This window comes from Brucella pseudintermedia, assembly GCF_008932435.1.
In the GTDB taxonomy this organism is placed as follows: domain Bacteria; phylum Pseudomonadota; class Alphaproteobacteria; order Rhizobiales; family Rhizobiaceae; genus Brucella; species Brucella pseudintermedia.
On sequence record NZ_WBWE01000006.1, the window covers coordinates 136,538 to 162,058 of the forward strand.

Below are 25,521 nucleotides of genomic sequence, written 5' to 3' on the forward strand. Positions count from 1 at the left end.
TGAAATAGACACGCCGGGGTTTAACCCCGGCGTTTTGCGTTTGTGGAGTGATCAGGAGCCGGTATAGCCGAGTTCGGCTTCGATAGCCTCGAATGTCTTTTCCATGGCGTAGGTGGGGCTCAGCGGACGCGGGTAAAGGACCAATATCTGCGAAAGAATGACATAGGGCCTCATTCGAATGAATGGATATAAAAAATGGAATGGCTGGAAACTTTCTTCTTGGTTTTCGTGGGAAATATACTAAAAATTTGACTTAATCTTGTCCGTTCGGGCAAGAGTTTGACGTTTCTTTTTAAGTTATTTTGTTCGGGGTCCCGCAGACACGTGTGGGAAATTTGTTGGGGCAAGCCTCTGTTCAGCGTCGGTGGAGCAGGTGGTTTTTCGCGGGCTTAAGCTTCGGTTAACCATGTCTGTTTAATCTGCGATCATGGATGGGGCGGTTAGCGGAGCAGGTTTATGCAGCGCTACAGATTTGACGATAAAAGAATTCTGATCGAGGCAATTGTTGAATTGCTCAACCGGGGCGTGGAGCCCGATGAGCTCGATCTCGTACTGAGCCGGATCGGTCCGGTCGATCTCGATTTGATGCGGCAATGCCTGATCGAGGTGTGGAACTACAATCATCCGGAACTGGCCGAAGCGCCGATGGCGGCCTGACGGCGGGTTCTGTGGGCAGGCATCGGACCGCGGAGCGGAACGGATGCCGGCATAATTGGGCGCGAATGCGGCGCTTGCGCGAGAATACGGCGGTTTCTGGCAACGGTTTGTGGGCCGAAACTGTCGGGGCAGGGCCGGGTTGAACCGGTTTTGGAGCAATCTGGCCACTGTCCGCAATGTCATATTCCTGAAATGCAGACGGGTTATACCCATATGCGTATCGGGAATTCACTTGGGATCGTGACCACGGATGTACTGGCGCAACTCAGGTGAAAGCGGAAGGTCGGGTTCAGCCCGGCCTTTTTCGCGTCAGGCGCATGTCTCCCGAAAGTGGGAACTGCCTTTGCACTTTTGCTGGAAATGCTCTCGGAGCTGCGCAGATCGAAGAGCGGTTGCAGTCTGTCGTGGTGCCTCGTCGCCACGCCGGTCTGCAAACGGTGCTTTCTGCATTCCGGTGCTCGCATACCTCTCATGAGCGATTTTTCGCAGCCCGCCGCTTTTTGATTCAGGCTCCGGGATTGCTGCAGCGATGCAGCCTACAATACCAGCCCGCCCACGCCCATGCGCGAAAGGTCGTCGGCGGAGAGCGCCATGCCCGCCATCAGCCGATCCAGCACGCGGTCGAGGCTGTTTTCGCGGGCGCTGCGGGCCGATCCGGGCGCGGCGACGATATATTTTCCGTGGTGCCGCCCCAGAACCAGCAGATTGCCGGGATCGACCGGCATGCCGATGCGCAAGATTTCGCCGCCCGAAATACGGATCGATTGCGGCACGATATCCGCCTCGTCGGCAACGGCCGATGCGCTGAAAATCACGACGATGTCGCAGGCCGGGCCCACTTCCGCGATTGCCGCAGCCAGTGCGGCCTGATCGTGGGCGACGCGCTTTTCGCAAACAAGCTTGCCGCCATTGCGGGCGACCCGCATTTCCAAGAGCTCGCGGGTCTTCTCAAGAACGGTCTCGCGGATCGAAGGGAGGCGCGACTGGATCAGCCCGATCCGCGCGCCGTTGAACGGATGGACATGCAATGCCGGTCGCGCATCGACGCCGATTTCGTGCAGCAGGGTCTTCGGCACCGCGAAAGGAATGATCTTGACGGTAGCGATCATCTGCCCGGCTTCCACCCGCACATGGTTGCGTAGTGTCGCGATGGAAATGCGCGCATCATGCGCGTTGATGGCATCGATGCGGCCTGTCTCGGCTGAAAACACGCCGTTCTTCCGGGCATGCAGGTTGACGCGACCGGTCGAGGCATTGCCGATTTCCACATCGGCGGATGCGACTATGCGCGCAACGGCAAGCGCCGCCTCGTCCTCGCCGACATCGCCCTCTTCCAGGCGCGCGGCCAGAACCGCGCTGACGCCCGCCTCCCGCAGCATGGCAAGGTTGAGCGCATCGAGAACCGTGCCCTTGCGCAAGGTGAGCGCACCGGCAGCCGTCGGATAACCGAGGATTGCACCTTCGGCCTCATCGAGCGGTATTTCGGCAAATATCATGTTCACCCCCAATTCCCTCGTGAAAATCCAATAGAACATAATCGGGCCGGAGTGAAACAGTGACCATCAGCATTATGCGAATGCACCTGTCAAACGCCCGTGTCGATTGCGTATTTCCGTGAATTCAGGTGAGAAACAGCCTGCGGATCCGGTAAAATCCCATCACAATCCCGTTCCTTTGAGGGAAAACAGTGGTTTCAACTTGCAAACCCTGTGCGTTGGGCCTATTGCACCGCGTCTGACGGCTTGCGCCCTATCTGGCCCGATCTGTCGGCCCATCGATCCCCGACAGTGAGATCGATGATTGCATAAGACATTGCCTGACAAATGGCCCGCACATCAGCGCTGAGCCCCGATTATTTAGACAGAATGCCCGTTTTGGGCGCGACATTACGATCCAGCACAATTTTCGTCAGAGACGTGACAAATGCGGCTATTCGATATAACGGTACTTTTGGAAATTTCAGAATTTACCGAAAACTAGGAAATGACGCATGCGCCGGAGATGACACTCTGCGCGCAGGATGGAAAGACAAATGAAACACGGCACCCCCCGGACGATCGTTTCGTTCGCCGTCATGGCCCTCACGGCGTTTCTCGCTGGCTGCGAGAACCAGGTCCTTCTGTCCCCGAAAGGGGAAGTCGGCATGGCAGAACGCGATCTCATCTTCTTTGCGACCGGCCTCATGCTGCTAGTCGTGCTTCCCGTCATCTTCATGACGCTTTACTTCGCCTGGAAGTACCGCGCCTCGAACGAAAAGGCGGATTACCAGCCCGACTGGCACCATTCGACCAAGATCGAGCTTGCCGTCTGGCTCATCCCGATGGCGATCATCGTCGTTCTGGGCACGGTCACCTGGATCAGCACCCACAAGCTCGATCCGTATCGTCCGCTGGTATCGGACGCGAAGCCGATCAATGTCGAAGTCGTCGCGCTCGACTGGAAATGGCTTTTCATCTATCCGGATCAGGGCATCGCCACCGTCAATGAAATGGCAATGCCCGTTGATGTGCCGGTCAATTTCAAGCTGACCTCCAGCAACATCATGAACTCTTTCTTCATTCCGCAGCTCGGCAGCCAGGTCTACACCATGCCGAGCATGCAGACGAAGCTGCATCTGGTTGCCAATCATGCAGGCGAGTTCGACGGCATCTCCGCCAACTATAGCGGTCAGGGCTTTGCCCAGATGCGCTTCAAGGCGCATGCCTACAACCAGGCCGACTTCGACAAATGGGTGGCCGATGTCAAGGCAAAGGCAAATGGCGAAGAGCTGAGCCGGGATCGTTACGCCTCGCTGGTCCAGCCGAGCGAGAAGGTTCCGCCGCAGTTCTTCACCTATAGTGACCAGACGCTGTTCCACAACATCGTGAACCGCTGCTGGGACGGCAAGTCCGTCTGCCTCGACGATGAAATGCATCGTCAACAGATGATCCGGGAAGCGCGCGCCAACCTGCGCAAGTCTTCGCCTGTCGATTTCAGCCAGTGGGCGAGCGACATCATCTGCGCAGTTCAGCCGCAGCGCCTTTCGCAGCTCGAAAACTGATGTGCCGATAGGCCCGTGATCTCGAATGAGGTCACGGCCATTCGCATTCAATCCCTTGTTTCACGCGGTTCCGGAAAGATCGCGCTCTTGCGCCGCCCCGGAATTGCTCCAATCGAAGCGTGATAAAAATGTTCGGAAAACTTACGCTCGAAGCGATACCCTATCACGAGCCAATCATCATGGTCACTTTGGCCGCGGTGGCTGGCGGGGCGTTCGCTATTCTGGCAGCCATAACCTACTACCGCAAATGGGTACCGCTCTGGAACGACTGGCTCACCTCCGTCGACCACAAGCGCATCGGTGTGATGTATATCATCCTGGCTCTCGTGATGCTGTTCCGCGGTTTCTCGGATGCCATCATGATGCGCGCCCAGCAGGCCATTGCCTCGGGCGCGAATGAAGGCTTCCTCCCGCCGCACCACTACGACCAGATCTTCACCGCCCATGGCGTGATCATGATCTTCTTCGTGGCGATGCCCTTCATCGTCGGCCTGATGAACTTCGCCGTGCCGCTTCAGATCGGCGCGCGCGACGTGGCGTTCCCCTACCTCAACTCGCTCAGCTTTTGGCTGACGGTTGCCGGCGCCATCCTCATCAACATCTCGCTCGGTATCGGCGAATTCGCCAAGACCGGCTGGCTGGCCTATCCGCCGCTTTCCGGCAAGGAGTTCAGCCCGGATGTCGGGGTGGATTACTATATCTGGGCCTTGCAGATTTCCGGCATGGGCACGCTGCTTTCCGGCGTCAACCTCATCACCACCATCATCAAGATGCGTGCGCCCGGCATGGGCATGATGCAGGTTCCGGTCTTCACCTGGACGGCGCTCTGCTCCAACGTGCTGATCGTCGCGGCCTTCCCGATCCTCACCGTCACGCTGGCGCTTTTGTCCCTTGACCGCTATCTGGATTTCCACTTCTTCACCAATGATGCCGGTGGCAATCCGATGATGTATGTGAATCTCATCTGGATCTGGGGCCACCCGGAAGTCTACATTCTGGTTCTGCCGTGCTTCGGCATCTTCTCGGAAATCGTGGCAACCTTCTCCGGCAAGCGCCTGTTCGGCTACAAGTCGATGGTTTACGCCACCGTTGCCATCACCATCCTGTCGTTCCTGGTCTGGGTCCACCACTTCTTCACCATGGGCGGCGGCGCCAATGTCAACGCCTTCTTCGGCGTGGCAACCATGATCATCTCCATCCCGACAGGGGCGAAGGTCTTCAACTGGCTCTTCACCATGTATAAGGGCCGCGTTCGCATGGAAACGCCGGTCATGTGGACCATTGGCTTCATGTGCACCTTCGTCGTTGGCGGCATGACAGGCGTTCTGCTCGCGGTTCCGCCAGCGGACTTCGTGCTGCACAACTCGGTGTTCCTGATCGCCCACTTCCACAATGTGATCATTTCGGGCGTCCTGTTCGGCTGCTTTGCCGGCGTCGTCTACTGGTGGCCGAAGGCTTTCGGCTTCAAGCTGAACGAACGTCTGGGCAAGAACGCCTTCTGGTGCTGGCTCGTCGGCTTCATCCTCGCCTTCATGCCGCTCTACGTGCTCGGCCTGATGGGCATGACCCGTCGCCTGAACCACACCGAAAACCCGGCATGGCACATCTACCTCATCGTTGCCGCCATCGGCGTTGCGATCATCCTTTGCGGCATCGTGTTCCAGGTTCTGCAGATCGCCATCTCGATCCGCGACCGCGAAAAGCTGCGCGACACCAACGGCGACAGCTGGGGCACGGGCCGCACGCTGGAATGGTCGCTGGCTTCGCCGCCCGCCTTCTACAACTTCGCCGAAGTGCCGCATGTGCGCGACCACGATGCCTGGTGGGATATGAAGCAGAACGGCTATGTGCGCCGCACCGAAAAGTTCGCGCGCATTCATATGCCGAAGAATACCGGCACCGGCTTCATCATCGGCATGCTGAACATTCCGCTCGGCTTTGCCCTCGTCTGGCACATCTGGTGGCTGGCAATCGCCTCTGCCCTCGCTGTGCTGGCCGTTGCCATCGCTCACTCCTTCAATAATGACAGGGACTTTTACGTCTCGGCCGAAGAGGTGCAGGAAGTTGAAGACCTCCGCACCCGGCAACTGACTGCTCAGGAGGCCTGATTCCGATGAGCGCAAGCATTTCGACCGCCGCTCCGTTCACGGGCGGAAACGAGCACCCCGCGCATGAGGACCATCACGATGCAGGGTCGACCACGCTGGTCGGCTTCTGGATCTACCTGATGAGCGACTGCGTCCTCTTCTCGGGGCTGTTTGCAACCTACGCCGTTCTGGCACACCAGTTCGCGGGCGGCCCGACCGGCCGTGAACTGTTCGACCTGAACTTCGTTCTGATCGAAACCATGCTGCTGCTGGTGTCGTCGCTGACCTATGGTCTGGCCACGCTTTCGATGTTCAAGAAGAACCGCGCTGGCCTTCTGTTCTGGCTGGGCGTGACCTTCCTGCTCGGCGCCGCCTTCCTCGCGATGGAAGTCTATGAGTTCAATCACCTGATCCATGAAGGTGCCGGACCGGGACGCAGCGCGTTCCTCTCCGCCTTCTTCGCGCTGGTGGGAACCCACGGTCTGCACATCACGTCCGGCCTCATCTGGATCCTGGTGCTTTCCGCCCAGCTTCTGCGTGACGGCCTGACCGAAAAGAACCAGACGCGCGTGATGTGCCTCAGCCTCTTCTGGCACTTCCTGGACATCATCTGGATCGGCGTCTTTACTCTTGTCTATCTGCTGGGTGTACTGTGATGAGCTCTGCACACGAAACACATGACCACGGCGCAAGCCACGGCAGCCTGAAGTCTTATCTGATCGGCTTCGTGCTGGCGGTTGTCCTCACCGTCGTTCCCTTCATGCTCGCCATGAACGGCTACTTCACGCCGGCCACCACCGCCGCCATCGTGCTCGGTATCGCCGTCGTCCAGATCCTGGTGCATCTGGTTTACTTCCTGCACCTCGATCCGAAGTCGGAAGGCGGCTGGAACATTCTGGCGCTCATCTTCACGGTCATCATCCTGGCTATCGTGCTTGCCGGCTCCATCTGGGTCATGCATCACCTCGATACCAATATGATGCCGATGTACATGTCACCGGAAGACGTGCGCAACCTGCCATAAGCTCCGCCAAGGGCATTCCCTGCATCGCAACGCCTGCGGGGAATGCTTCCATGCGCTGCGCGAAACAAGTGGCCTGACGGCCCGTGATCGCGGCTTTATCCTCCCTCTCTCCCCCCAAAGCCGCGTGGCGCCCCGGTTCATTCCGGGGCGCCTTTCGTTTGCGGGTTGAGTAGCAGAATTCACACCTCTTAGACTCAAGTAAAATTTGCGTAAAATTGATATTACTTTCCGTAAGGAAAAGTTGATGGGGAAATTATATAAGTGTAGTAAAGTATAATATGCGTCATTAATTTACCATTATTGAGGTATAGGTTTGCATATTGACCTATATTGGGTTAGTATCAATTTTGATTGATACTCTATTGCGTCTCTGTGTACTCGCAAATATGGAGTAGATGTGATGCCATTATTTAAGAGATTGCTTAATAATAATCGTTTTATCGGTGTCGCTGTTGCGGCTGTAGTTCTGATCGCGCCGGAGGTTGCTTCCGCGGCCACGGCCTATGTCTCGGCTGCGGTCAATATTCGATCGGGGCCGGGGGCCAACTATGCCCGGCTTGCCGCACTTCCCGCCGGTGCCTCCGTCAATGCCGGTTCCTGCCGCAACGGCTGGTGCCAGATTTATAACGGCAACAGCGTCGGCTTTGTGTCCGCGCGCTATCTCCGCTTCGGTTCCTACCAAGGTCAGGCCTATCCCGCGCCGTCCTCGACGACCGTCATCGTCGATAATGGCTACTCTGACGGCTGGGCGCCGGGCTTTGGCCTCGGTCTCGGTCTCGGCTGGGCAACCGGCGGCTATTGGGATCCCGGTTGGGGCTATGGCTGGGGCGTCGGCCCTGCGTGGCGGACCGGGCCGGCTTACCATTATGGGTGGGCGGCTCCGGTAAGCCCGCCCCACTTCAATGGGGGCGGCTTCAGCCAGCCCGCATTCAATACGCCGGCATTCAGCAGGCCTGCATTCAATACGCCCGCATTCCGCAGACCTGCATTCAATACGCCCGCATTCAGCAGGCCTGCATTCAACACGCCTGCGTTCAGCAGACCTGCGTTCAACACGCCCGCGTTCAGCAGACCTGCATTTAATCCCGGTTTCGGCGGCGGTCATTTCGGCAATATGCGCCCGATCCATTCCGGTCGCTGATAGCCGGAACATTTCGTCAGGTCATCCTCCTCCCTCCTCCCGTGACCTGATGGACGGCCCGCCGAGACCCTTCCGGCGGGCCGTGCCTTTTTGGAATTTTCGATAATCATCAGAAAATGCATGGGCGCGGCGGGCTCAACCTGCGCGAGCGTCCACGAGACTGTGGTAACGTTAATACTCCGTTGACTGAAATGGTCCATATCTAGCGTTGTCGCTTGGAGTTCCGTTCTCCCCATGGTAATCCCTGAATCGTCCTGGGCTGGGGATGACGATCGGGACGCTGCCAGGCGACCGCATAGACAGGAACCGGACAGTAAAGCGTATGACTTGGAGTAGCAGGACGATACAGGGAAAGAGCATTGCCATGCTTTTGCTGGCGGCGCATTTTTCCTCGCTCGCGGTGTCGCCTGCGCTGGCATTCGAGCTGTTCGGAATCCGCCTGTGGGGCGAGGACAAGAAGGAAGACCCGGATATCATCGATCCGAAGACCTATACGGTCGAGGTCACGACCACGGGCGACCGCAAGAATGCGGACGGCACCGAAGCCGATCTGAAATCCACCATTGAAGGCGCTTCGGGCCTCGTTACCGATCAGGAAAAACCCGCTTCGGGTTCCGCCGGACTGCTGGCCAAGGCGCGTGGGGATTATCGCCGCATTCTCGCCGCCCTCTACGGCGAGGGCCGTTATGGGGGCACCATATCGATCAAGGTCGACGGGCGCGAGGCCAACGACATTCCGCCGGACGCGGACATACCCGACAATGCCAAGATCGCGATCACCGTCGATCCCGGCCCGCAATTCCTGTTTTCCCGCACCGCGATTTCCAATATCGCGCCGCCGCCGGTCGACAAGCGCGATCACGTGCAGTCGCCCGAAGACGCCGGTTTCGCCCAGGGGCAGGTGGCGCGTTCGGGCACGGTCATCAAGGCCGAGCGCCTGGCCGTCGAGGCGTGGCGCCAGCAGGGTTACGCCAAGGCCCGCGTGACCGGCGAGGACATCGTGGCCGATCATGCCGACAACCGGGTTTCCGCCGATATATCGCTTGATCCGGGGCAGAAGGCGCATTACGGCCCGGTCAGCGTCGTCGGGACGGCGCGCATGGACCCGCAATTCGTGGCCTGGATGACGGGCCTGAAAGAGGGCCAGGAATATGACCCGGACGACATTGAGAAAGCCAAGAAGCGCCTTGGCCGCATGGAAGTGTTCCGGGCGATGAGCTTTGAGGAAGCCGAGAAGATCGAGCCGGACGGCAGCCTGCCGATGACGCTTAACGTGCAGGAGCGAAAACCCCGTCGATTCGGCTTCGGCGCCGAATATTCGACCATCGACGGGTTTGGCGTCACGGGCTACTGGATGCACCGCAACCTCTTCGGGCGCGGCGAACGCCTGCGCTTCGATGCCAAGGTCAGCGGCATTGGCGGCACGCAGGACAATTCCTTCGATCCGAAGAATTACACCTATCTCCTTGGCACCACGTTCACCAAGCCGGGTGTCTATACGCCGGATACGGATTTTGTAGCCTCGCTCGACGCCAAGCGCGAGGTGCTGGACGCCTATACCGAAACCTCGGTCAATGCGAAAACCGGCTTCACGCAGATATTCAGCGACGAACTGTCGGGCGCGCTCTATGCCAAGGCGAGCCATGGCCGCTTCAACGACGACGTGTTCGGTGACCGCACTTTCACCACCGCGGGTCTTGAGGGCAATCTCCTCTATGACAGCCGCAACAACAAGCCGGACCCGAGTTCGGGCATCTATCTGGAAGGCAATATCCAGCCCTTCTATGAATTCCAGTACGGCAATTTCGCCACCCGTTTCACCGCCGAAGGCCGCACCTATTATGGTTTCGGCGAGAAGGACCGGGTAATTCTCGCGGGCCGCCTCAAGGTCGGTTCCATTGTCGGCGCGTCCATCGAGGACCTGCCGCCGAGCCAGCTTTTCCTCGCAGGCGGCGGCGGCTCGGTTCGCGGTTACGGCTATCGCAATATCGGCGTCAGCGCGGGCAATGGCGAGATCGTCGGCGGGCGCTCGCTTGTCGAGGCCAATGGCGAAGTGCGCACCCGCATTACCGATTCCATCGGCGCGGTGGCATTCGTCGATGCCGGTTATGTCGGCGAAAAATCATTCCCCGATTTCTCGGAACAGATGCGCGTCGGCGTCGGTGGCGGTCTGCGCTACCTGACCGGCCTCGGGCCGATCCGCCTTGATGTCGCCGTTCCGCTCAACCGCCGCTCGGGCGATCCGAGCTATGGCTTGTACGTAGGTATAGGACAGGCGTTTTGACCAGATTTCTCGCAATCATCGCCTTCATCGCCTTCGCCGTTACGGCAGTCATCTTCGGCTGGCCGGAGCGGGAGGCGCCGGTGCTGGCCCCAGCTCAGGCTAATGCGCAGGCGCAACAGCCGGACAGCGCGCAGCAGGCAGCGCCTGAGGAAGAGAAATCCTATTTCCTGTCCTTCGTGGAAAGCCAGCTTTCCGCGCCCAACCGCCGCATCTCCATTTCCGGCATCAGCGGCGTTCTGTCTTCGGAAGCAACGGTCGGTTCGATCACCATCGCCGACCGCGAAGGGGTGTGGCTGCGCATCGAGAATGCCAAGCTGAACTGGAGCCGCACCGCGCTTCTGGTCGGGCGTCTCAGCATCCAGTCGCTGGCCGCCGAGCGCATCGACTTCATTCGCAAGCCATTGCCGGACAACAGCCTGCCGTCACCGGAATCGTCCAGTTTCAGCCTGCCGGAACTGCCGATATCGATCAATCTCGACCGGCTTGCCATAGCGCGCCTGCATTTCGGGCCTGATATTTTCGGTCTCGAATCGGAAGTGTCGGCCAATGGCCGCCTGTCGCTTGCCGATGGCTCGCTGGATTCCAGTTTCGACATCAAGCGCCTCGACGGTCCGGGCGGCACTTTCGCGCTTCGCGCGGCCTATGCCAATGCCGACCAGAAGGTCGATCTCGACCTGAAAGTCTCCGAACCGGCCAATGGCATCGTCGCCAACCTGTTGAACATCGATGGCCGTCCCCCTGTCGATCTCACCCTGACGGGTGCCGGTCCGCTCGACGGGTTGAAAGTCGATCTGGCGCTCGACACCAATGGCAGCCGCACGCTGACGGGTGAATTTACGCTCAACCGGCAAGGTCAGGCCCCCGATGGCGGCCGCGTTTTCTCCGCCCGCTTCAATGGCCCGATCGCGGTGCTGGTGCCGCCGGTCTTCCGTGATTTCTTCGGTGCCGAAACGGTTCTCTCCGCCGATGGCTTCCTCAAGGATGCGGGCGGTTTCCGCCTCGACGATCTGGCGCTGAACAGCGCCGCCTTGAAGCTCAAGGCTTCCGCCGAAACCGGCAATGACCGCTTCCTGAACAGGCTGCGCGTTGACGCTTCCATTGCCGATGAGAGCAAGGGCCGCGTTCTCCTGCCGGTCAAGGGCGCCGAAACCTATATCGACAACGCAAAATTTCAGATCGCCTACGGTGATCGCCCGACCAATGACTGGACGGGCACGCTTGCCGTTGCCGGTCTCAAGAATGCAACGATTTCTGCGCGGAGCATCGCGCTCGACATGGGCGGCGTTGCCGAAAATCTGGATGACGCCGCCAATCGCCATATCTCCTTCAAGGTCAATGGCGGGGTGGACGGCATTTCGGCGGAACGCGCCGAAATCGCCGAGGCGCTCGGAAACAGGATAGCGCTCGCCGTCGACGGCGCTTGGCGCGCCGGCTCGCCGGTCGAGCTTGCGCAGGCCAATATTTCCGGCAATGGCCTCAGCCTCGATCTCAAGGGCAATATTGACGACTTCGCCTTCAATGGCGACATCGCCGCCAAGGTGGCAAGCCTCGCGCCTTTCGGCGCTCTGGCTGGCCGTGACCTCGCGGGCAGCATCGATGTCAACGCGAAGGGCATCGTGCGCCCGATCAGCGGCGCTTTCCAGCTTGACCTCAATGGCACGGCGCAGAACATGCGCACCGGCACTGAAGCCGTGGATCGCATTCTCGACGGCGCGGTTACGCTGGGCGGCGCGCTTGGCCGCAGCAGCGAAGGATTTTCAGCGCGTGATTTCCGCATCGGCAACGAGTTGAGCGAAATCACCGCAAACGGTTCCTTTGCGTCCGACAAGGCCAATTTCGATTTCGGCGTCATGCTGTCCGATCTCAAGCTTCTTTCCGATCAGGCATCGGGCCGCATGACGGTCAAGGGCAGCGCGCGCGGCGACGACAAGCTGATCGCGCTGGCACTCCGCGCCGATGCGCCGCAAGGCACGCTGGCAGGACGCAAGCTTTCCGAAGGCGGTCTCGACTTCAACGCCATGCTTGACGGCAATGCAACGACAGGCGCTGCCCTTTCCGGCAAGCTTGCCGGCAGCGCCTTCCTCAATGGCCAGCGCATCGATCTGGGAACCGTGATCGATATCGTCAATGACGAGAAGCGCCTGACCGATCTCGTCTTCAATGCGGGCGGTGCGCATCTTTCCGGCAATGTGACCCAGAGCGCGAAGGGCCTTTTCACCGGCGCGCTGAAACTGGATGCGCCCGATATTTCTACCGCCGCAGCCCTGGCGCTTGCCGAAGCGACCGGTGCCGCCAATGCCGATATCACGCTGGACGCCAGCGACGGTCGCCAGAATGCATCGGTCACCGCAAACGCCAAGGGCATCAAGGTCAATGGCAACCGCATCACCTCGGCGGATATTGCCCTGACGGCAAGGGATCTGTTCGGTGTGCCGGTGGTCGACGGCAATGCCGCGGCGCGCGACATTCTGGTCGGCACGTTCGGCATCGACAGTTTTGACGCCAAGGCCAATGCGACCGGGTCGAAGACCGATTTCACGGCCAATACCAAATTGAAGATCGGCACGGTTGCGAGCGCCGCCGGTTCGCTTGAGCCGAAGGATGGCGGTTTTGAACTGGGTCTCGCCTCGGCCAATGTGAAGCAGGGGACGCTTAGCGCCAATCTGGCCGCGCCAGCCACCATTTCCATGAAGGGCGAGGAAATCTCCTTCGGGGATATCGTCATCAATACGGGCGCGGATGCCAGCGCGGGTCAGGTCAAGGTCAATGGCGTCGTCGATGGCCGTCTCGATCTTTCGGTCGCGCTCTCCAACCTGCCGCTGGCGCTTGCCAATACGTTCAAGCCGGAACTGGGGCTTGGCGGCACGGTCAACGGCACGGCCCGCATCACCGGCACCAAGGATGCGCCCAATGTCGCCTTCGACATGGCGGCGCGCGGCGTGACGGCAGCCGAGCTCAAGAAGCAGGGCATCGCCGCTCTCAATGCCGATGCCAAGGGCACTTCCGCCAATAACCGGCTGAATGTCGATGCGCATGTCACCGGAGGGGGCGGCATTGATGTCCGCGCCAATGGCGGCGTGCCGCTTGGAAAAGGTGATCTGGCGGTCGATGTCAATCTCGCCAATCTCCCGCTGACGGCGCTGAACGGTGCGGTCAAGGGGCAGGATCTCGCTGGCAATGTCACCGGCACGGCGCGGGTCACCGGGCCGCTCAACAATCCGGCTGCGACATTCAACCTGCGCAGCACCGGCCTTGCGGCCAAGCCGCTGCGCGATAACGGGCTTGCGCCGCTCACCTTACAGGCTGCGGGCAGCTATGCGGCCATGGCCATCGACTTTTCGTCGGTGACCGTCGATGGTCCGCGTGGGCTCAATGTCACCGCCAATGGCAAGGTGCCGTTTTCGGGGCAGGGGCTTGGCGTCAATGTCAACGGCAGCGTTCCGCTGGCGCTTGCCAACCGCTTCCTGGCTGATCGCGGCGCACAGGCAAACGGCACGCTGACGCTGACGGCCAGCGTTTCGGGCGGCTTCAACCGTCCGCAATTGCGCGGCATGTTCTCCACCAATGGCGCAACCTTTGTCGATCCGGACACCAATGTCCGCCTGAACAATATCAATGTCATGGGCAGCATGGATGGCGAAACCATCACGCTGCGCCAGGTCAATGCCGCGCTTGGCAGCGGTGGAGCGGTTTCTGCCAGCGGCACGATTTCGACCAATGCCGAGGCGAATTTCCCGGCCAATATCGAAATCAAGCTGGATCGCGCCCGCTATGCCGACGGCAAGCTGGTGGTGGCGACGGTCAATGGCGGGATCACGATCAATGGGCCGCTGATGCGCGACCCGCTGATTTCAGGCCGGATCGACGTTGACCGTGCCGAAATCTCGGTGCCGGAAAATCTCGGCGGGGGCGCGGCCTATGTGCCGGTGCAGCACAAGAATACGCCGAAGAACGTGCAGGTGACGCTGGACCGCGCCAAGGTCGAAACGCGCAAGAGCAAGGTGCCGACGCCAACGTCGCGCCCGACCGTGCCGCGCCTTGATGTTCTGATCAATGCACCCAACCAGATTTTCGTGCGCGGTCGCGGCCTTGACACGGAACTGGGCGGACGCCTTCGCCTGACCGGGCCGGTGACCGACATCAAGCCGGTCGGGGCCTTCGACATGATCCGCGGCCGCATCGGCATTCTCGGCCAGCGCATTACCTTCGACGAAGGCCATGTCACGCTGGTAGGCGATCTCAATCCGCAACTCAACTTCGTTGCCCGTTCCGAAGGCAATGAAATCACCGCAATCGTGACGGTGACGGGCACGGTCGATAATCTCGACATCAAGTTCTCCTCGACGCCGGAACTGCCGCAGGATGAAGTGCTGGCGCAGCTGATCTTCAAGCGCTCCATCGGCGAATTGTCGGCCTTCCAGATCGCGCAGCTTGCCGCCGCGGCGGCAGAACTTGCGGGCGGTTCCAACAACTCGCTGATGAACAAGCTGCGCGCCGGGACAGGTCTCGATGACCTCGATGTGGTGACGGACGACAAGGGCCAGACGGCGGTTCGTGCCGGACGCTATATCCGCGATAATATCTATCTTGGCGTGGAAGCAGGGTCGGGCGGCACGACGAAAGGCACTGTCAATCTCGACATTACCCGCAATCTGAAAGCCAAGGGCGCATTGGGTGCGGAAGGCGACTCCAGCGGCGGCATTTTCTACGAAAAAGATTATTGAGCGCCGCAAATAATGAGCGGGACAGGCCGGGTTCCTTGAACCCGGTCTTGCAGTCTAAATACAACCAAGAATAGCAAAAACCACAATTTTGCCATCAAAAAACCATGAATGACACATGTTTGCCGCATTTGCCTTTGTTTTTTAATCGATTGAATACGGTTCCTCGCTGCAATTTAAGCTTTAAACTGCAATTTTCAGACACGTTTGCGCGAGTTGTTTAACCGTTCTTCAACCATAAGACCGCAAATTGCTGGCTAGTAATGGCGGTCGCGCTGCGGCTGTTTTTGAACTTTCGTTCCATCCCTTGTTTCAGGGCCAGTTGCATGTCGAAGTCGCGTGATGATCTAAGCCGCCGCCATTTCCTTTTGGGCACCGGAGCCATCCTCCTCACCGGTGCCGCCGGGTGCAGTCAGACGATGGACATGTCGGCATTCCAGATGAATGTCGATCCCATGTCGACAGGCGGCATTACGCCGATGCGCCCGCAAATCAGCGTCGACAAGGCCATCACCACGCCGGATGTCATGTATGCTTCCGTGAAGGAAGGCCCTTACGATCTGCCGGCAATTCCTTATGAAAAGGTGCCGAAGCAATTCCGCCGCCAGATCGTGCCGGACCCGACCGGTCAGGCGCCGGGTACCATCGTGGTCAGCCTCAAGGACCACTATCTCTATTATGTCCTGCCGGGCGGCGAGGCGCTGCGCTATGGCGTGGGCATCGGCAAGGCCGGTTTCGAGTGGCAGGGCCGCGCCAATGTCCAGTACAAGAAGCAATGGCCGCGCTGGACACCGCCGCCGGAAATGATCCAGCGCAAGCCGGAACTGGAAAAATACCGCAACGGTCAGGAACCCGGCCCGCAAAATCCGCTCGGCGCGCGCGCTCTATATATTTTCCAGAACGGGCGCGACACCGGCTATCGCATTCACGGCTCGCCGGAATGGTGGTCAATCGGCCAGTCCATGTCATCGGGCTGTATCCGCCTGATGAACCAGGACATTATCGATCTTTACAATCGCGTGGAGGGGAAGGCGCCGATTATCGTAGGGTAACCGTAGGCATTCCGGTCCTGACGGCCTGTTCAGCCTCGGCACGATTATTCGTAGCGCACCGACTTCGGCATGGCCTCGCCGAGCTTGACGAAGTGGCTTATTTCGGCGCGCAGATTTTCCGCCGAAGCCATATGAATATGGCTCTGCGGCGCGACCTCGTTCTGCACGACCTCGGTGGATAGGCCGGGCATGACAAAGGCTCCTGCGGTCAGGACGAGGGCGGCGGCAATGCCGAGGCGTCGTTCGGTTCTGGCCTGCATTTCAATCTCCTTGCGCCGACGGACGGCGACTAAAATCTGGAATCCCGTTCATTCGCAAACGCTGGACTTTTCCGGTCGGGGCCGGTCAGTGAAAAGTCGCGCGCGGCGTAAAATTCAGTGCGCTGTCGATGGCGTGAATCGGTATTGGCAACAAAGTCTGGCCGAAATCAGCCAGCGTATCTGCAAAATTGCGGGCTGCCCCTGCCACATCGTCGCAGCGGCGATGACAGGCAATGGCCTCAAGGCAGGTTTCGAGCAGCAGCGCATCCTGATTCTGGATGCCGGAAATCAGCCCCAGCGTCAGGCATTCCTCGCGGCAGACATGGTGCGAATCGAAGGGGAAAGCGCGCAACGGGCAACTGGCGCAATGGCGCAGAACGCGGATGAAATGCGACAGCTCACCCACGGCGCGCTTTGCTTCCGAAGGCCCAAGCACTTCCGAATAGAGGCCCCAGGTCATTTCCCACGGGATGATCGAACCCGTCTCGAAACCCGCCGTCCAGCGGCGATAGCCTTCCAGCACCAGCTTTTCCGGCAGGCGGTCGAAATAGCCCGCGCTGTTGGCGCCGTTCAGTTGGGATATGCGCATGTTCATGTCCGCCTCCCGAAGAAGCGGGAGCATGACGTGATGCGCGGGCCGGACCTGTCCGAGAAACGTTGCGTTTCTGTCCGCACATTGCAATATCCGGTCGGCAAGAGACGAAGCTGCCAGGGCAGGCCGTCGACATTTGCGGACCGGCATTCGCCGAGACCAATCATAGGGTCCTCCAATCGAAAGGGTTCAAGGCCCAGACATCAAAGGGTGTAAATCTGCACATCCATAAAAGCCCGAAAATCCATCTGGAGTCAATTACTCATCTTTAAAATCTTATTAGATTTCAATAGTTTGGAATTATTCTAGACTTTAATAGTCATGTTTACAGCATTTGCAAGGGAACGCAACCGCTGCGGGGGTTCAGCGGTTGCGGCAAACGGGCGCATAATGCGCGACGGAGAGACACCGCGATCATCCGCCCGCTTGCTGGCCCGGCAATCGCATTTTCAGGGAGCTGAACGGCCATGCCGGGAACGGGACGTATTCCGGTACTCCGGAGAAACTTCCGCCACGGCCTGACCGATCTGCGATTGCTGCGCCAAGGGCGCCGGAAAGGAGCGCCGGTCCGGTTCAGCCGGATCGAAACGCCCCGTTTCACGCTTGTGCTGGAAGTGCTCTAATGCCCCGAATGCCCTACGCTCTTCTGGCCGCTTTGCGCGGTAACGGGGAAATCGATTGTCACCTTGCCGGCCTTTTCAAATTCCAGCGTGACCGGCACGGTCTCGCCTTCCTTGTAGGGCTTTTCCGGCTCGATGAACATGAGATGATAACCGCCGGATTTCAGCACGACCTTCTCCCCGGACGGAATATCGAGACCGCCTTCGAGCTTGCGCATCTTCATCACGTCGTTCTGCATGGTCATTTCGTGGATTTCGACGCGCTTGACGCCTTCGGTGGCGGCGGAAACCAGCTTGTCGGCCTCCTTGCCGTCATTGGCGATGGTCAGGAACCCGCCGGCAACCTTGGCGCCGGGAACCATGGCGCGCACTGACGGGCCGGTGATTTCGAGGTCGCCAAGCTTTGTCGGCGCTGCCGCCTGCATGGAACCATGGTCCATCTGGCCGTGATCGCCGCCAGCGCCAGCGGCCTTCACCAGAAGCTGCGGTGCGGGGTGTTCGAGATCGTGCGGGTTCTGGCCGTCCTGCGGCACTTCCGTCCAGGCAACCGAGGCGGCGCTGCCGCAAAGCTGCGTCACGGGAAAGGAGAGGGTGGTGTCCTTGTCGAACGGGGCGAGCTGGCCGACGACGGTGAACTCGTCATAGAAGTCGCCCGGCAGGCTGCCATCGGTGAAGCGGACTTCCTTCACGCCCGATGTCACGTCCTTGCCGTGCACCTTGTAGCTTTGGGCATAGTCGCCCTTGACGGTTTCGATCTTCCAGCCGGGCTTCACCTGCGGCTGGGCGGAAATGAAACCTTCCGGAAGCTCGATCTTCACTTCGGTCGTGGCCATGCCGTCGCAGCCATGCGGCACGCGGAAGGTGGCCTTGTAGAAACTGCCTGCCCCGGCTTCGCGCTGGTCGAGCGAGGAATGGGCCTGGGCCAGGCCCGCGGAAGCGCACAGTGCGGCAAGTGAGATTGCGGAGGCGAAAAGACGATGGTTCTTCATTGTTTCAAACCTGAATAATCATGGACAGGCACGCCGAACAGGGTCCGGGCGCGTTCAGTTCCGAATGCGGGGGAGGCATTCGTTCAAGCGATCCTGTTCAGGCGAGGGGCGGCGCTTGCGGCGGCGCGGAAGGCGGATAGGTGCTGTGCCGCAGGACGGGCTGCGGCGGCACGATGCCGTCGGCCATGGCGATGTGCGGGGCGGCGCCGGTGGAACCGGCTGGCGCGGGGCACAGGAAGGCGGACGCAATCCGGCAGGCTTCGCATCCATTGTTGCTGAAGTGCCTGTCATGGCCCTTCTGGTCCGGATCGGAGCCATGGTCGCCAATGCAGAGCACGGGATAGCTGCCATCCGGCAACTGGTACTGGGCCAGCAGGTAGCTGTCGGGCGCATTGAGGTCGACGGGCTTATGCGCAAAGGCGACGAATATCAGGGCGAATACGCTCAAGATGCGTATCGCCAGAGACATCCGATATTGGCCGATGCTCGTCGTCAACTCAAAGCTTCTCCATGCAGGCGGACTTTACCTAGCCCATGCGAGCCGTCTTTGCCAAGCATCAAACAGAAACGGCGCGCATTGGTCGCGCCGTTTCTCTCTCAAGCGGTCAGGGGAGGATGGACGGGGATCAGATCGCCCGCTTCTTCATCTGTTCGGCGATATAATCTGCCTGACGGATGGCGAGCGCCACGATGGTCAGGGTCGGGTTTTCCGCCCCGCCGGTGGTGAACTGGCTGCCGTCGGAAACGAACAGGTTCTTGATGTCGTGCGTCTGCCCGTGTTTGTTCACCACGCCATCCTGCGGCTTTTCGCTCATCCGGTTGGTGCCCAGATTATGCGTTGAAGGATAGGGCGGCGTCGGGAAGGTGCGGATCGCGCCGACGGCCTCGTAGAGCGCCTTGCCCTGCGCATAGGCATGGTTGCGCATGGCAATATCGTTCGGATGGTCGTCATAATAGACATCGGGAACCGGCAGGCCGTGTTCGTCCTTCACATCCTTGCTGAGCGTGATGCGGTTTTTCTCCTGCGGCATGTCTTCGCCGACGATCCACAGGCCCGCCATGTTGACATAATCGTCAAGCGCCGAAGTGAAGCCGCGCCCCCAGCCGCCCGGATTGAGGAAGGCCGCCATGAAGGGCAGGCCGAGCGAAATGGTTTCCATCTCATAGCCGCCAACGAAACCGCGTTTCGGATTATGCGCGGCCTCGTCGCGGATGATGCCTGCCATGGTGGTGCCGCGATACATGTGCACCGGCTTTTCAAACGAGGCATAGACCGAGCCGGTGGTGTGGCGCATATAGTTGCGCCCGACCTGTCCCGAGGAATTGGCAAGGCCGTCCGGGAATTTCGACGAGGCCGAGTTGAGCAGCAGGCGCGGGCTTTCGATCGAATTGCCCGCCACGCAGACGACGCGCGCCTTCTGGAAATGCTGCTTGCCGTCCTTGTCGGCATAGAGCACGCCCGTCACCTTGCCCGCCGCATTGTGCTCGATCTTCAGCGCCGTGCATTCGGGGCGGACTTCCAGCTTGCCGGTTTCCTCGCCCTTCGGGATTTCCGTATAGAGCGTCGACCATTTCGCGCCCCATTTGCAGCCCTGGAAGCAGAAGCCGGTCTGCTGGCAGCCCATGCGGTCGTCGCGCGGCGCGGAGTTGATCGCCATGCGGCCCGTATGGCATTCCTTGTAGCCGAGCTTGTCGGCGCCCGCCTTCAAAACCTTGAAATTATTGTTGCCGGGCAGGCCCTCGATCCCGTTGGTGCGGGTGACGCCCATCTTGTCCTCGGCCTTGGCGTAATAGGGCTCCAGTTCGGCGAGCGTGATCGGCCAGTCGAGCAGGTTCGCCCCTTCGATCTTGCCGTAATGGGTGAGCGTCTGGAACTCGTAATCCTGAAAGCGCAGCGATGCGCCAGCCCAGTGCGTGGTGGTGCCGCCAACCGCCTTCACGATCCATGCGGGCAGGTTGGGGAAATCATGCGACACGCGCCAGCTGCCCGATGTGGTGCGCTTGTCGAGCCAGGCGAGCTGCGCGAAACTGTCCCATTCGTCATTGATGAAATCTTCAAATTCGTGGCGTTTTCCCGCTTCCAGAATAACGACATCAATGCCTTTCTGGGCCAGTTCGTTGCCGAGCGTGCCGCCGCCAGCGCCCGAGCCGATAATGACGACGACCTTGTCGTCCTTGAGATCATATGGAGCAGCCATTGTTTCCTCCCAATGCTTTCCCGTTTCCGCAAGACGTGATGCGTCTGCCGGACGGTGGTGCCGCTTTGTAACCGGTGTGTTTTCGCGCCGGGGCGCTTACAGCCATTCGATATCGTCGAAGCCGCGCTGGATGTAGCCGCCCTTGGAATAGGCCTCGCCCTCGTAGCCGAAGAGCGGCCAGATTTCCTTCTGGTTGTAAAGGCCGGTCACAAGCCCGCTTCGCACCTTCTGGAAGAAGGGGCTTTTCTCTATATCGCGCAGGATGGCGACGCGCTCTTCCTCCCAGCCAAGTCCCAGATAGCCTCCGGCTCCGGCCCGCTTGTCCAGATCGGCAACGCCGTCCTCGATCAGCTTCTTCAGCGTCTCGTCCTTGGCGGAATCCGCGTCATAGGGTTTGACGGCGATGGCGTAGAAACGGTCCGGCAGCTTGTCGTGCGGGTAGATGTCGCGTGCGAGCTGGATCAGGGTCGCCATGGTCTCGGGCTTGAGCGTGGCGGTCTCAAGCGCCCATGCGAATTGCGGGCAGATAACGGCATTGCCGCTGATGACCAGCATGGCGCCGAGGCTGAGCCCCGCGCCGCGCTTGAGAACGTCGCGGCGCGACAGCGTCTTTTTCTGCCTGCTGGAAAGACCGTCGAAAACGGTTGTCATTCGGTTCTCCTCCATTGCTTGCCCGTCCGGAATGGGCGGGCTGGCTGTGCGTTCCCGGAGATTTTCACCACCGGGAATGCTGGCATTTGCGTCCATCACGGCCTCTCCTCCAGGCCGTGGAAGACGATGGGGCGGGCCTACTGGTAGCGCCCGCCGCGTTGCAGAACTTCGATCTTGTAGCCGTCCGGGTCTTCCGCGAAGAAGAAGCGGGCGAGCTGCACGCCGTTGTTCTTGAAATCGACAAGCTTGCCGACCTTGAAGCCAAGTTTCGTGAAGCGGGCATGTTCGGCATCGACATCATCGACCACGACGGCAAGATGGCCGTAGCCGTCGCCCAGATTGTAAGGCTCGGTGCGGCCCTTGTTGACCGTCAGCTCGACTTCGAAATCGGCTTCGGCATTGCGCAGATAGATCAGCGTGAAGGTTTCGAAATCGATGCGCTCGGCAATATCGAGGCCAAAGGCCTGTTTGTAGAAGGAAACGGATTTTTCCTCGTCGAGAACGCGGATCATCGAATGAATGGCTTTGGCCACAAGCTGCTCCTGTTTCTTTGCCGCTTCGTCAAATGCGGCTTGCGATTGTCTTGCTGGTTGTCGATTATGGTAGAAAAAACGGCGGCGTGGTGGCAATCGGCTACCACAGCCAAGTTCGTGCTCTGAACCAACGGAGGAACCCATGTGCAAGGTTTTCGCCGAGCAGGACCCGGAAGGCTACCGGCAGATCAATCGCTCCGTGCGCATAGGCGGCCATTCCACCAGCATTCAGCTGGAGGCCACCTTCTGGCGCCTGCTGGACGAGATCGCGGCCAGCCAGAACCTGACGACGCCCCGCTTCATATCCACGCTTTACGATGAAGCGCTGGAGGCCAATGGCGCGATCCCCAACTTCGCCTCCATGCTGCGCACGACCTGCGCGCTTTACCTCATGGGCCATCGCCCCGAGGCTGCCGTTTGTGAGGAGGCCGCGTGAAACGAGCCCGGGTGGGCATTGGCCTTTTGGTGAAAAAGGCATAAGGAATAAGGGAATAGGGCAATAAGGCAGTAGGGCAATATGTTCCATACATACTCCCTTACTCCCTTCCTGCCTTCATTAAAGGAATCGGAATGACAAGCGTAACACGCGAACAGGTTCAGGAACGGCTGAGGGCCGTGACGGGACCGGATTTCGAAAGCGATGTCGTGTCGCTCGGTCTGGTGTCGGATATCTTCATTGCCGACGGCAAGGTCTTCTTCTCCATCACGGTCCCTGCCGAGCGCGCCGACGCGCTGGAACCGATGCGGCTTGCCGCTGAAAAGGCCGTGAAGGAAATCCCGGGCGTCACCGGCGCGCTGGTCACGCTTACGGCAGAAAAGAAGGGCGGGCGCACCAGCGACGACGCACCGCCGCCGCCAAAGCCGCAACCGGCACCGCGCCCCGTCGCGGTTTCCGGACAGGGCAAGCATGGACATGCACCCCAGCCGCGCCCGGCGGCAAAACCCGGCATTCCGGGCGTCGGCGCGATCATCGCCGTCGCATCGGGCAAGGGCGGCGTCGGCAAATCCACCACGGCGGTCAATCTGGCGCTCGGCCTTGCCGCCAACGGGTTGAAGGTCGGCATTCTGGACGCCGATATTTACGGGCCGTCCATGCCGCGCCTGCTCGGCCTTTCCGGCCGTCCGGAAACGATCGAGGGCCGCACGCTGAAGCCGATGGAAAACTACGGCGTCAAGGTCATGTCCATGGGCTTCATGGTCGATGAGGAAACGCCGATGATCTGGCGCGGGCCGATGGTCATGTCGGCGCTGACGCAGATGCTGCGCGAAGTGGCCTGGGGCGAGCTTGACGTTCTGGTGGTCGACATGCCGCCCGGCACCGGCGACGCGCAGCTTACCATGGCGCAGCAGGTGCCGCTGGCGGGCGCGGTTATCGTTTCGACGCCGCAGGATCTCGCGCTGATCGACGCGCGCAAGGGCTTGAACATGTTCCACAAGGTGAATGTGCCGCTTCTCGGTATCGTCGAGAATATGAGCTATTTCATCGCGCCCGATACCGGCACGCGCTACGATATTTTCGGCAATGGCGGCGCGCGCAAGGAAGCCGAGCGGCTGAACGTGCCGTTCCTCGGCGAAGTGCCGCTGCATATGGATGTGCGCGCCTATTCGGATGCCGGAACCCCGATCACCGTCAAGGACCCGGACAGCGAACACGCGAAAATCTATCGCGAGATTGCCCGGAAGGTCTGGGAAAACATGAAGGGCGGCAAGGGCGCTCGTGCAGCGCCGGCGATTGTTTTTGAGTAGGGGGTTAAGGCAATAAGGCAGTAGGGCAGTATGTTAAGGGAATAGGGGAGTAAGGGAGTAGGGGAGTATGTTTTGGTTGCGGATGACCGCGCCAACCATATCCTTCTCTGCCCTACTGCCCTACTGCCCTACTGCCCTACTGCCCTACTGCCCTACTGCCCTACTGCCCTACTGCCCTACTGCCCTACTGCCCTACTGCCCTACTGCCCTAAGTCACCACCGACGGCGCGTCACGTCCGCTGCGTTTCTTCACTTCCGCGATCTGTTCTGCCGCTTCGATATAGGGAGCCAGCGTTTCCTGCGTATCGAGATTGTGCTTCGCGGCATCCGCCTCATAGCGTTCGATATAGATGCGGATGGTGGCGCCCGATGTGCCGGTGCCGGAGAGGCGCAGCACCACGCGGCCACCTTCGGGAAAATAAATGCGGATGCCCTGATGTTCGCTCACCGAGCCGTCGACCGGATCGCGATAGGCGAAGTCATCGGCCTTCTCGATCGTGAGGCCGTTGACGGTCGTGCCGGGCAGGGCGGCAAGCTTGCCACGCAGATCCGCAACAAGCTGCTTTGCGATATCCGAATCGACCGCTTCATAGTCGTGGCGGGTATAATAGTTGCGCCCGAAGCGCGCCCAGTGCTCCTCGACGATTTCCTTCACGCTCTGCTTGCGCACCGCCAGAATGTTAAGCCAGAGCAGCACGGCCCACAGGCCGTCCTTTTCGCGCACATGGTCGGAGCCGGTGCCGGAGCTTTCCTCGCCGCAGATCGTCACCTTGCCATTGTCGAGCAGATTGCCGAAGAACTTCCAGCCGGTCGGCGTTTCAAACATGCCGATGCCAAGCTTTTCCGCCACGCGGTCGGCGGCTGCACTTGTCGGCATGGAGCGCGCAATGCCCTTGATGCCGTCCTTGTAGCCCGGCGCCAGATGCGCATTGGCGGCAAGCATGGCAAGCGAATCGGATGGCGTGACGAAGATGCCGCGCCCGATGATGAGATTGCGGTCGCCATCGCCATCGGAAGCCGCGCCGAAATCCGGCGCATTATCGGACATCAGCAGATCGTAGAGATCCTTGGCGTAAACGAGGTTCGGGTCCGGGTGATGACCGCCGAAATCCGGCAGCGGCACGAAATTGACCACGCTGCCCTCCGGCGCGCCGAGCCGCTTCTCGAAGATTTCCTTGGCATAAGGCCCGGTCACGGCATGCATCGCGTCGAACTTCATGCGGAACCCGCCCTTGATCATGGCGCGGATGGCATCGAAGTCGAACAGGCTTTCCATCAGTTCGGCATAGTCGGTGACCGGATCGAAAATGACGACCTCGGTATCGCCGATCCGTGTGGTGCCGATCCTGTCGATATCGACATCCGCCACATCGGCAATTTTATATTGGTCGATCACTTTTGAGCGGGCGAAGATCGCCTCGGTGATCTTTTCCGGCGCAGGCCCGCCATTGCCGATATTATACTTGATGCCGAAATCTTCATTCGGACCGCCGGGATTGTGGCTGGCGGAAAGCACCATGCCGCCGAAAGCCTTGTATTTGCGGATCATGTTGGAAGCGGCAGGCGTGGAAAGAATGCCGCCCTGACCGACCATGATGCGGCCAAAACCGTTGGCGGCGGCGATCTTGATCAGCTTCTGGATCACTTCGCGATTGTAATAGCGTCCGTCGCCGCCGACCACGAGCGTCTTGCCGGCGAAGCCTTCCAGCACATCGAAAACCGACTGGATGAAGTTTTCAGCATAGTTCTGCTGCTGGAAAACCGGAACCTTCTTGCGCAGGCCCGAAGTGCCCGGCTGCTGGTCCTGGTATGGCGTGGTCGCAATCGTCTTGACGGTCATGTTTTTCCCGTTCGATTCAATGGTTTCAAGCGGTTAACTTGTCGGCATTTGCGGTCATTGCAAGACAACATAGATCAAACTTATTG

Annotated in this window: 22 protein-coding genes; 12 read left to right on the forward strand and 10 right to left on the reverse strand. The window is 59.9% G+C overall.

Annotated features, from left to right (window positions below):
• Positions 1 to 51: 51 nt before the first annotated feature.
• Positions 52 to 174 (reverse strand): hypothetical protein, encoded by a 123-nt coding sequence (locus F9K78_RS22230; RefSeq protein WP_259697858.1) that lies wholly within the window; start codon positions 172 to 174, stop codon positions 52 to 54.
• A gap of 282 nt (positions 175 to 456) precedes the next feature.
• Between F9K78_RS22230 and F9K78_RS09930 the strand changes: the two genes are divergently transcribed.
• Positions 457 to 657, forward strand: coding sequence for a hypothetical protein (locus F9K78_RS09930; RefSeq protein ID WP_006465760.1), 201 nt, complete (start codon positions 457 to 459; stop codon positions 655 to 657).
• 536 nt (positions 658 to 1,193) lie between these two features.
• On the opposite strand, the gene F9K78_RS09935 is transcribed toward F9K78_RS09930, so the two are convergent.
• Positions 1,194 to 2,153: a molybdopterin-binding protein gene (locus tag F9K78_RS09935; protein ID WP_121986946.1), complete on the reverse strand. Its 960-nt coding sequence runs from the start codon at positions 2,151 to 2,153 to the stop codon at positions 1,194 to 1,196.
• A 536-nt stretch (positions 2,154 to 2,689) separates the two neighbouring features.
• Here F9K78_RS09935 and cyoA point away from each other — a divergent pair.
• The 8 genes from cyoA to F9K78_RS09975 all read left to right on the forward strand — a co-directional run bounded on the left by cyoA (position 2,690) and on the right by F9K78_RS09975 (position 16,006).
• The gene (gene cyoA, locus F9K78_RS09940; RefSeq protein ID WP_121981356.1) at positions 2,690 to 3,697 is read left to right on the forward strand and encodes a ubiquinol oxidase subunit II; all 1,008 of its coding nucleotides are present in this window, start codon (positions 2,690 to 2,692) and stop codon (positions 3,695 to 3,697) included.
• A gap of 128 nt (positions 3,698 to 3,825) precedes the next feature.
• A complete protein-coding gene (gene cyoB / locus F9K78_RS09945) occupies positions 3,826 to 5,805 on the forward strand; it encodes a cytochrome o ubiquinol oxidase subunit I (RefSeq protein ID WP_121986945.1) in 1,980 nt (659 codons plus the stop codon).
• Positions 5,806 to 5,810: 5 nt separating this feature from the next.
• Positions 5,811 to 6,440: a cytochrome o ubiquinol oxidase subunit III gene (cyoC, locus tag F9K78_RS09950; RefSeq protein ID WP_121981358.1), complete on the forward strand. Its 630-nt coding sequence runs from the start codon at positions 5,811 to 5,813 to the stop codon at positions 6,438 to 6,440.
• On the forward strand, positions 6,440 to 6,808 hold the full coding sequence (locus F9K78_RS09955) for a cytochrome o ubiquinol oxidase subunit IV (protein ID WP_121981359.1): 369 nt from the start codon (positions 6,440 to 6,442) through the stop codon (positions 6,806 to 6,808). The genes cyoC and F9K78_RS09955 overlap by 1 nt, the downstream gene beginning before the upstream one ends.
• A 400-nt stretch (positions 6,809 to 7,208) precedes the next feature.
• Complete coding sequence (locus F9K78_RS22410; protein WP_121986944.1) at positions 7,209 to 7,949, forward strand: SH3 domain-containing protein; 741 nt, start codon at positions 7,209 to 7,211, stop codon at positions 7,947 to 7,949.
• Between the two features lie 322 nt (positions 7,950 to 8,271).
• On the forward strand, positions 8,272 to 10,233 hold the full coding sequence (locus F9K78_RS09965) for an autotransporter assembly complex protein TamA (protein WP_449247252.1): 1,962 nt from the start codon (positions 8,272 to 8,274) through the stop codon (positions 10,231 to 10,233).
• Positions 10,230 to 14,957, forward strand: a complete 4,728-nt coding sequence (locus F9K78_RS09970) for a translocation/assembly module TamB domain-containing protein (protein ID WP_121986942.1) — start codon at positions 10,230 to 10,232, stop codon at positions 14,955 to 14,957. The genes F9K78_RS09965 and F9K78_RS09970 overlap by 4 nt, the downstream gene beginning before the upstream one ends.
• Before the next feature lie 323 nt (positions 14,958 to 15,280).
• Entirely contained in the window at positions 15,281 to 16,006 is a 726-nt protein-coding gene (locus tag F9K78_RS09975) for a L,D-transpeptidase (protein WP_121986941.1), read from the forward strand.
• 44 nt (positions 16,007 to 16,050) lie between these two features.
• Here F9K78_RS09975 and F9K78_RS09980 read toward each other — a convergent pair whose 3' ends face one another.
• Complete coding sequence (locus tag F9K78_RS09980) at positions 16,051 to 16,266, reverse strand: hypothetical protein (RefSeq protein ID WP_121986940.1); 216 nt, start codon at positions 16,264 to 16,266, stop codon at positions 16,051 to 16,053.
• Between the two features lie 85 nt (positions 16,267 to 16,351).
• Positions 16,352 to 16,861 carry a hypothetical protein gene (locus F9K78_RS09985; RefSeq protein WP_174813447.1) on the reverse strand — a complete coding sequence of 170 codons (510 nt, stop codon included), beginning with the start codon at positions 16,859 to 16,861 and terminating at the stop codon, positions 16,352 to 16,354.
• Between the two features lie 464 nt (positions 16,862 to 17,325).
• Between F9K78_RS09985 and F9K78_RS21885 the strand changes: the two genes are divergently transcribed.
• Positions 17,326 to 17,481, forward strand: coding sequence for a hypothetical protein (locus tag F9K78_RS21885; RefSeq protein ID WP_162929745.1), 156 nt, complete (start codon positions 17,326 to 17,328; stop codon positions 17,479 to 17,481).
• On the opposite strand, the gene F9K78_RS09990 is transcribed toward F9K78_RS21885, so the two are convergent.
• From F9K78_RS09990 to F9K78_RS10010, 5 genes are all read right to left on the reverse strand, one after another.
• Entirely contained in the window at positions 17,478 to 18,467 is a 990-nt protein-coding gene (locus tag F9K78_RS09990) for a DUF1775 domain-containing protein (protein WP_121981366.1), read from the reverse strand. The genes F9K78_RS21885 and F9K78_RS09990 overlap by 4 nt on opposite strands.
• 97 nt (positions 18,468 to 18,564) lie before the next feature.
• Positions 18,565 to 18,963: a hypothetical protein gene (locus F9K78_RS09995; RefSeq protein ID WP_121986939.1), complete on the reverse strand. Its 399-nt coding sequence runs from the start codon at positions 18,961 to 18,963 to the stop codon at positions 18,565 to 18,567.
• 130 nt (positions 18,964 to 19,093) lie between these two features.
• Entirely contained in the window at positions 19,094 to 20,665 is a 1,572-nt protein-coding gene (locus F9K78_RS10000) for a GMC family oxidoreductase (protein WP_121986938.1), read from the reverse strand.
• A 96-nt stretch (positions 20,666 to 20,761) separates the two neighbouring features.
• A complete protein-coding gene (locus tag F9K78_RS10005; RefSeq protein ID WP_122066375.1) occupies positions 20,762 to 21,316 on the reverse strand; it encodes a gluconate 2-dehydrogenase subunit 3 family protein in 555 nt (184 codons plus the stop codon).
• Positions 21,317 to 21,453: 137 nt separating this feature from the next.
• Complete coding sequence (locus tag F9K78_RS10010) at positions 21,454 to 21,849, reverse strand: VOC family protein (protein ID WP_121981370.1); 396 nt, start codon at positions 21,847 to 21,849, stop codon at positions 21,454 to 21,456.
• Between the two features lie 142 nt (positions 21,850 to 21,991).
• On the opposite strand from F9K78_RS10010, the gene F9K78_RS10015 reads away from it, so the two are divergent.
• Both F9K78_RS10015 and apbC read left to right on the forward strand, forming a co-directional pair.
• Entirely contained in the window at positions 21,992 to 22,285 is a 294-nt protein-coding gene (locus tag F9K78_RS10015; RefSeq protein WP_006471202.1) for a ribbon-helix-helix domain-containing protein, read from the forward strand.
• A 134-nt stretch (positions 22,286 to 22,419) separates the two neighbouring features.
• Positions 22,420 to 23,595 carry an iron-sulfur cluster carrier protein ApbC gene (gene apbC, locus F9K78_RS10020; protein WP_121986937.1) on the forward strand — a complete coding sequence of 392 codons (1,176 nt, stop codon included), beginning with the start codon at positions 22,420 to 22,422 and terminating at the stop codon, positions 23,593 to 23,595.
• 208 nt (positions 23,596 to 23,803) lie between these two features.
• Here the strand turns inward: apbC and F9K78_RS10025 are convergent, their stop codons facing one another.
• Positions 23,804 to 25,435, reverse strand: a complete 1,632-nt coding sequence (locus tag F9K78_RS10025; RefSeq protein WP_121987073.1) for an alpha-D-glucose phosphate-specific phosphoglucomutase — start codon at positions 25,433 to 25,435, stop codon at positions 23,804 to 23,806.
• Positions 25,436 to 25,521 lie beyond the last annotated feature (86 nt).

Coding starts and splice junctions, on each gene's coding strand:
- cyoC (WP_121981358.1), top strand. CDS start 5,811: ATGAGCGCAAGCATTTCGACCGCCGCTCCGTTCACGGGCGGAAACGAG.
- cyoB (WP_121986945.1), top strand. CDS start 3,826: ATGTTCGGAAAACTTACGCTCGAAGCGATACCCTATCACGAGCCAATC.
- F9K78_RS22410 (WP_121986944.1), top strand. CDS start 7,209: ATGCCATTATTTAAGAGATTGCTTAATAATAATCGTTTTATCGGTGTC.
- F9K78_RS09955 (WP_121981359.1), top strand. CDS start 6,440: ATGAGCTCTGCACACGAAACACATGACCACGGCGCAAGCCACGGCAGC.
- F9K78_RS10000 (WP_121986938.1), bottom strand. CDS start 20,665: ATGGCTGCTCCATATGATCTCAAGGACGACAAGGTCGTCGTCATTATC.
- apbC (WP_121986937.1), top strand. CDS start 22,420: ATGACAAGCGTAACACGCGAACAGGTTCAGGAACGGCTGAGGGCCGTG.
- F9K78_RS22230 (WP_259697858.1), bottom strand. CDS start 174: ATGAGGCCCTATGTCATTCTTTCGCAGATATTGGTCCTTTACCCGCGT.
- F9K78_RS10015 (WP_006471202.1), top strand. CDS start 21,992: ATGTGCAAGGTTTTCGCCGAGCAGGACCCGGAAGGCTACCGGCAGATC.
- F9K78_RS09985 (WP_174813447.1), bottom strand. CDS start 16,861: ATGAACATGCGCATATCCCAACTGAACGGCGCCAACAGCGCGGGCTAT.
- F9K78_RS09980 (WP_121986940.1), bottom strand. CDS start 16,266: ATGCAGGCCAGAACCGAACGACGCCTCGGCATTGCCGCCGCCCTCGTC.
- cyoA (WP_121981356.1), top strand. CDS start 2,690: ATGAAACACGGCACCCCCCGGACGATCGTTTCGTTCGCCGTCATGGCC.
- F9K78_RS09990 (WP_121981366.1), bottom strand. CDS start 18,467: ATGAAGAACCATCGTCTTTTCGCCTCCGCAATCTCACTTGCCGCACTG.
- F9K78_RS10025 (WP_121987073.1), bottom strand. CDS start 25,435: ATGACCGTCAAGACGATTGCGACCACGCCATACCAGGACCAGCAGCCG.
- F9K78_RS10005 (WP_122066375.1), bottom strand. CDS start 21,316: ATGACAACCGTTTTCGACGGTCTTTCCAGCAGGCAGAAAAAGACGCTG.
- F9K78_RS09935 (WP_121986946.1), bottom strand. CDS start 2,153: ATGATATTTGCCGAAATACCGCTCGATGAGGCCGAAGGTGCAATCCTC.
- F9K78_RS09975 (WP_121986941.1), top strand. CDS start 15,281: ATGTCGAAGTCGCGTGATGATCTAAGCCGCCGCCATTTCCTTTTGGGC.
- F9K78_RS21885 (WP_162929745.1), top strand. CDS start 17,326: ATGCCGGGAACGGGACGTATTCCGGTACTCCGGAGAAACTTCCGCCAC.
- F9K78_RS09930 (WP_006465760.1), top strand. CDS start 457: ATGCAGCGCTACAGATTTGACGATAAAAGAATTCTGATCGAGGCAATT.
- F9K78_RS09965 (WP_449247252.1), top strand. CDS start 8,272: ATGACTTGGAGTAGCAGGACGATACAGGGAAAGAGCATTGCCATGCTT.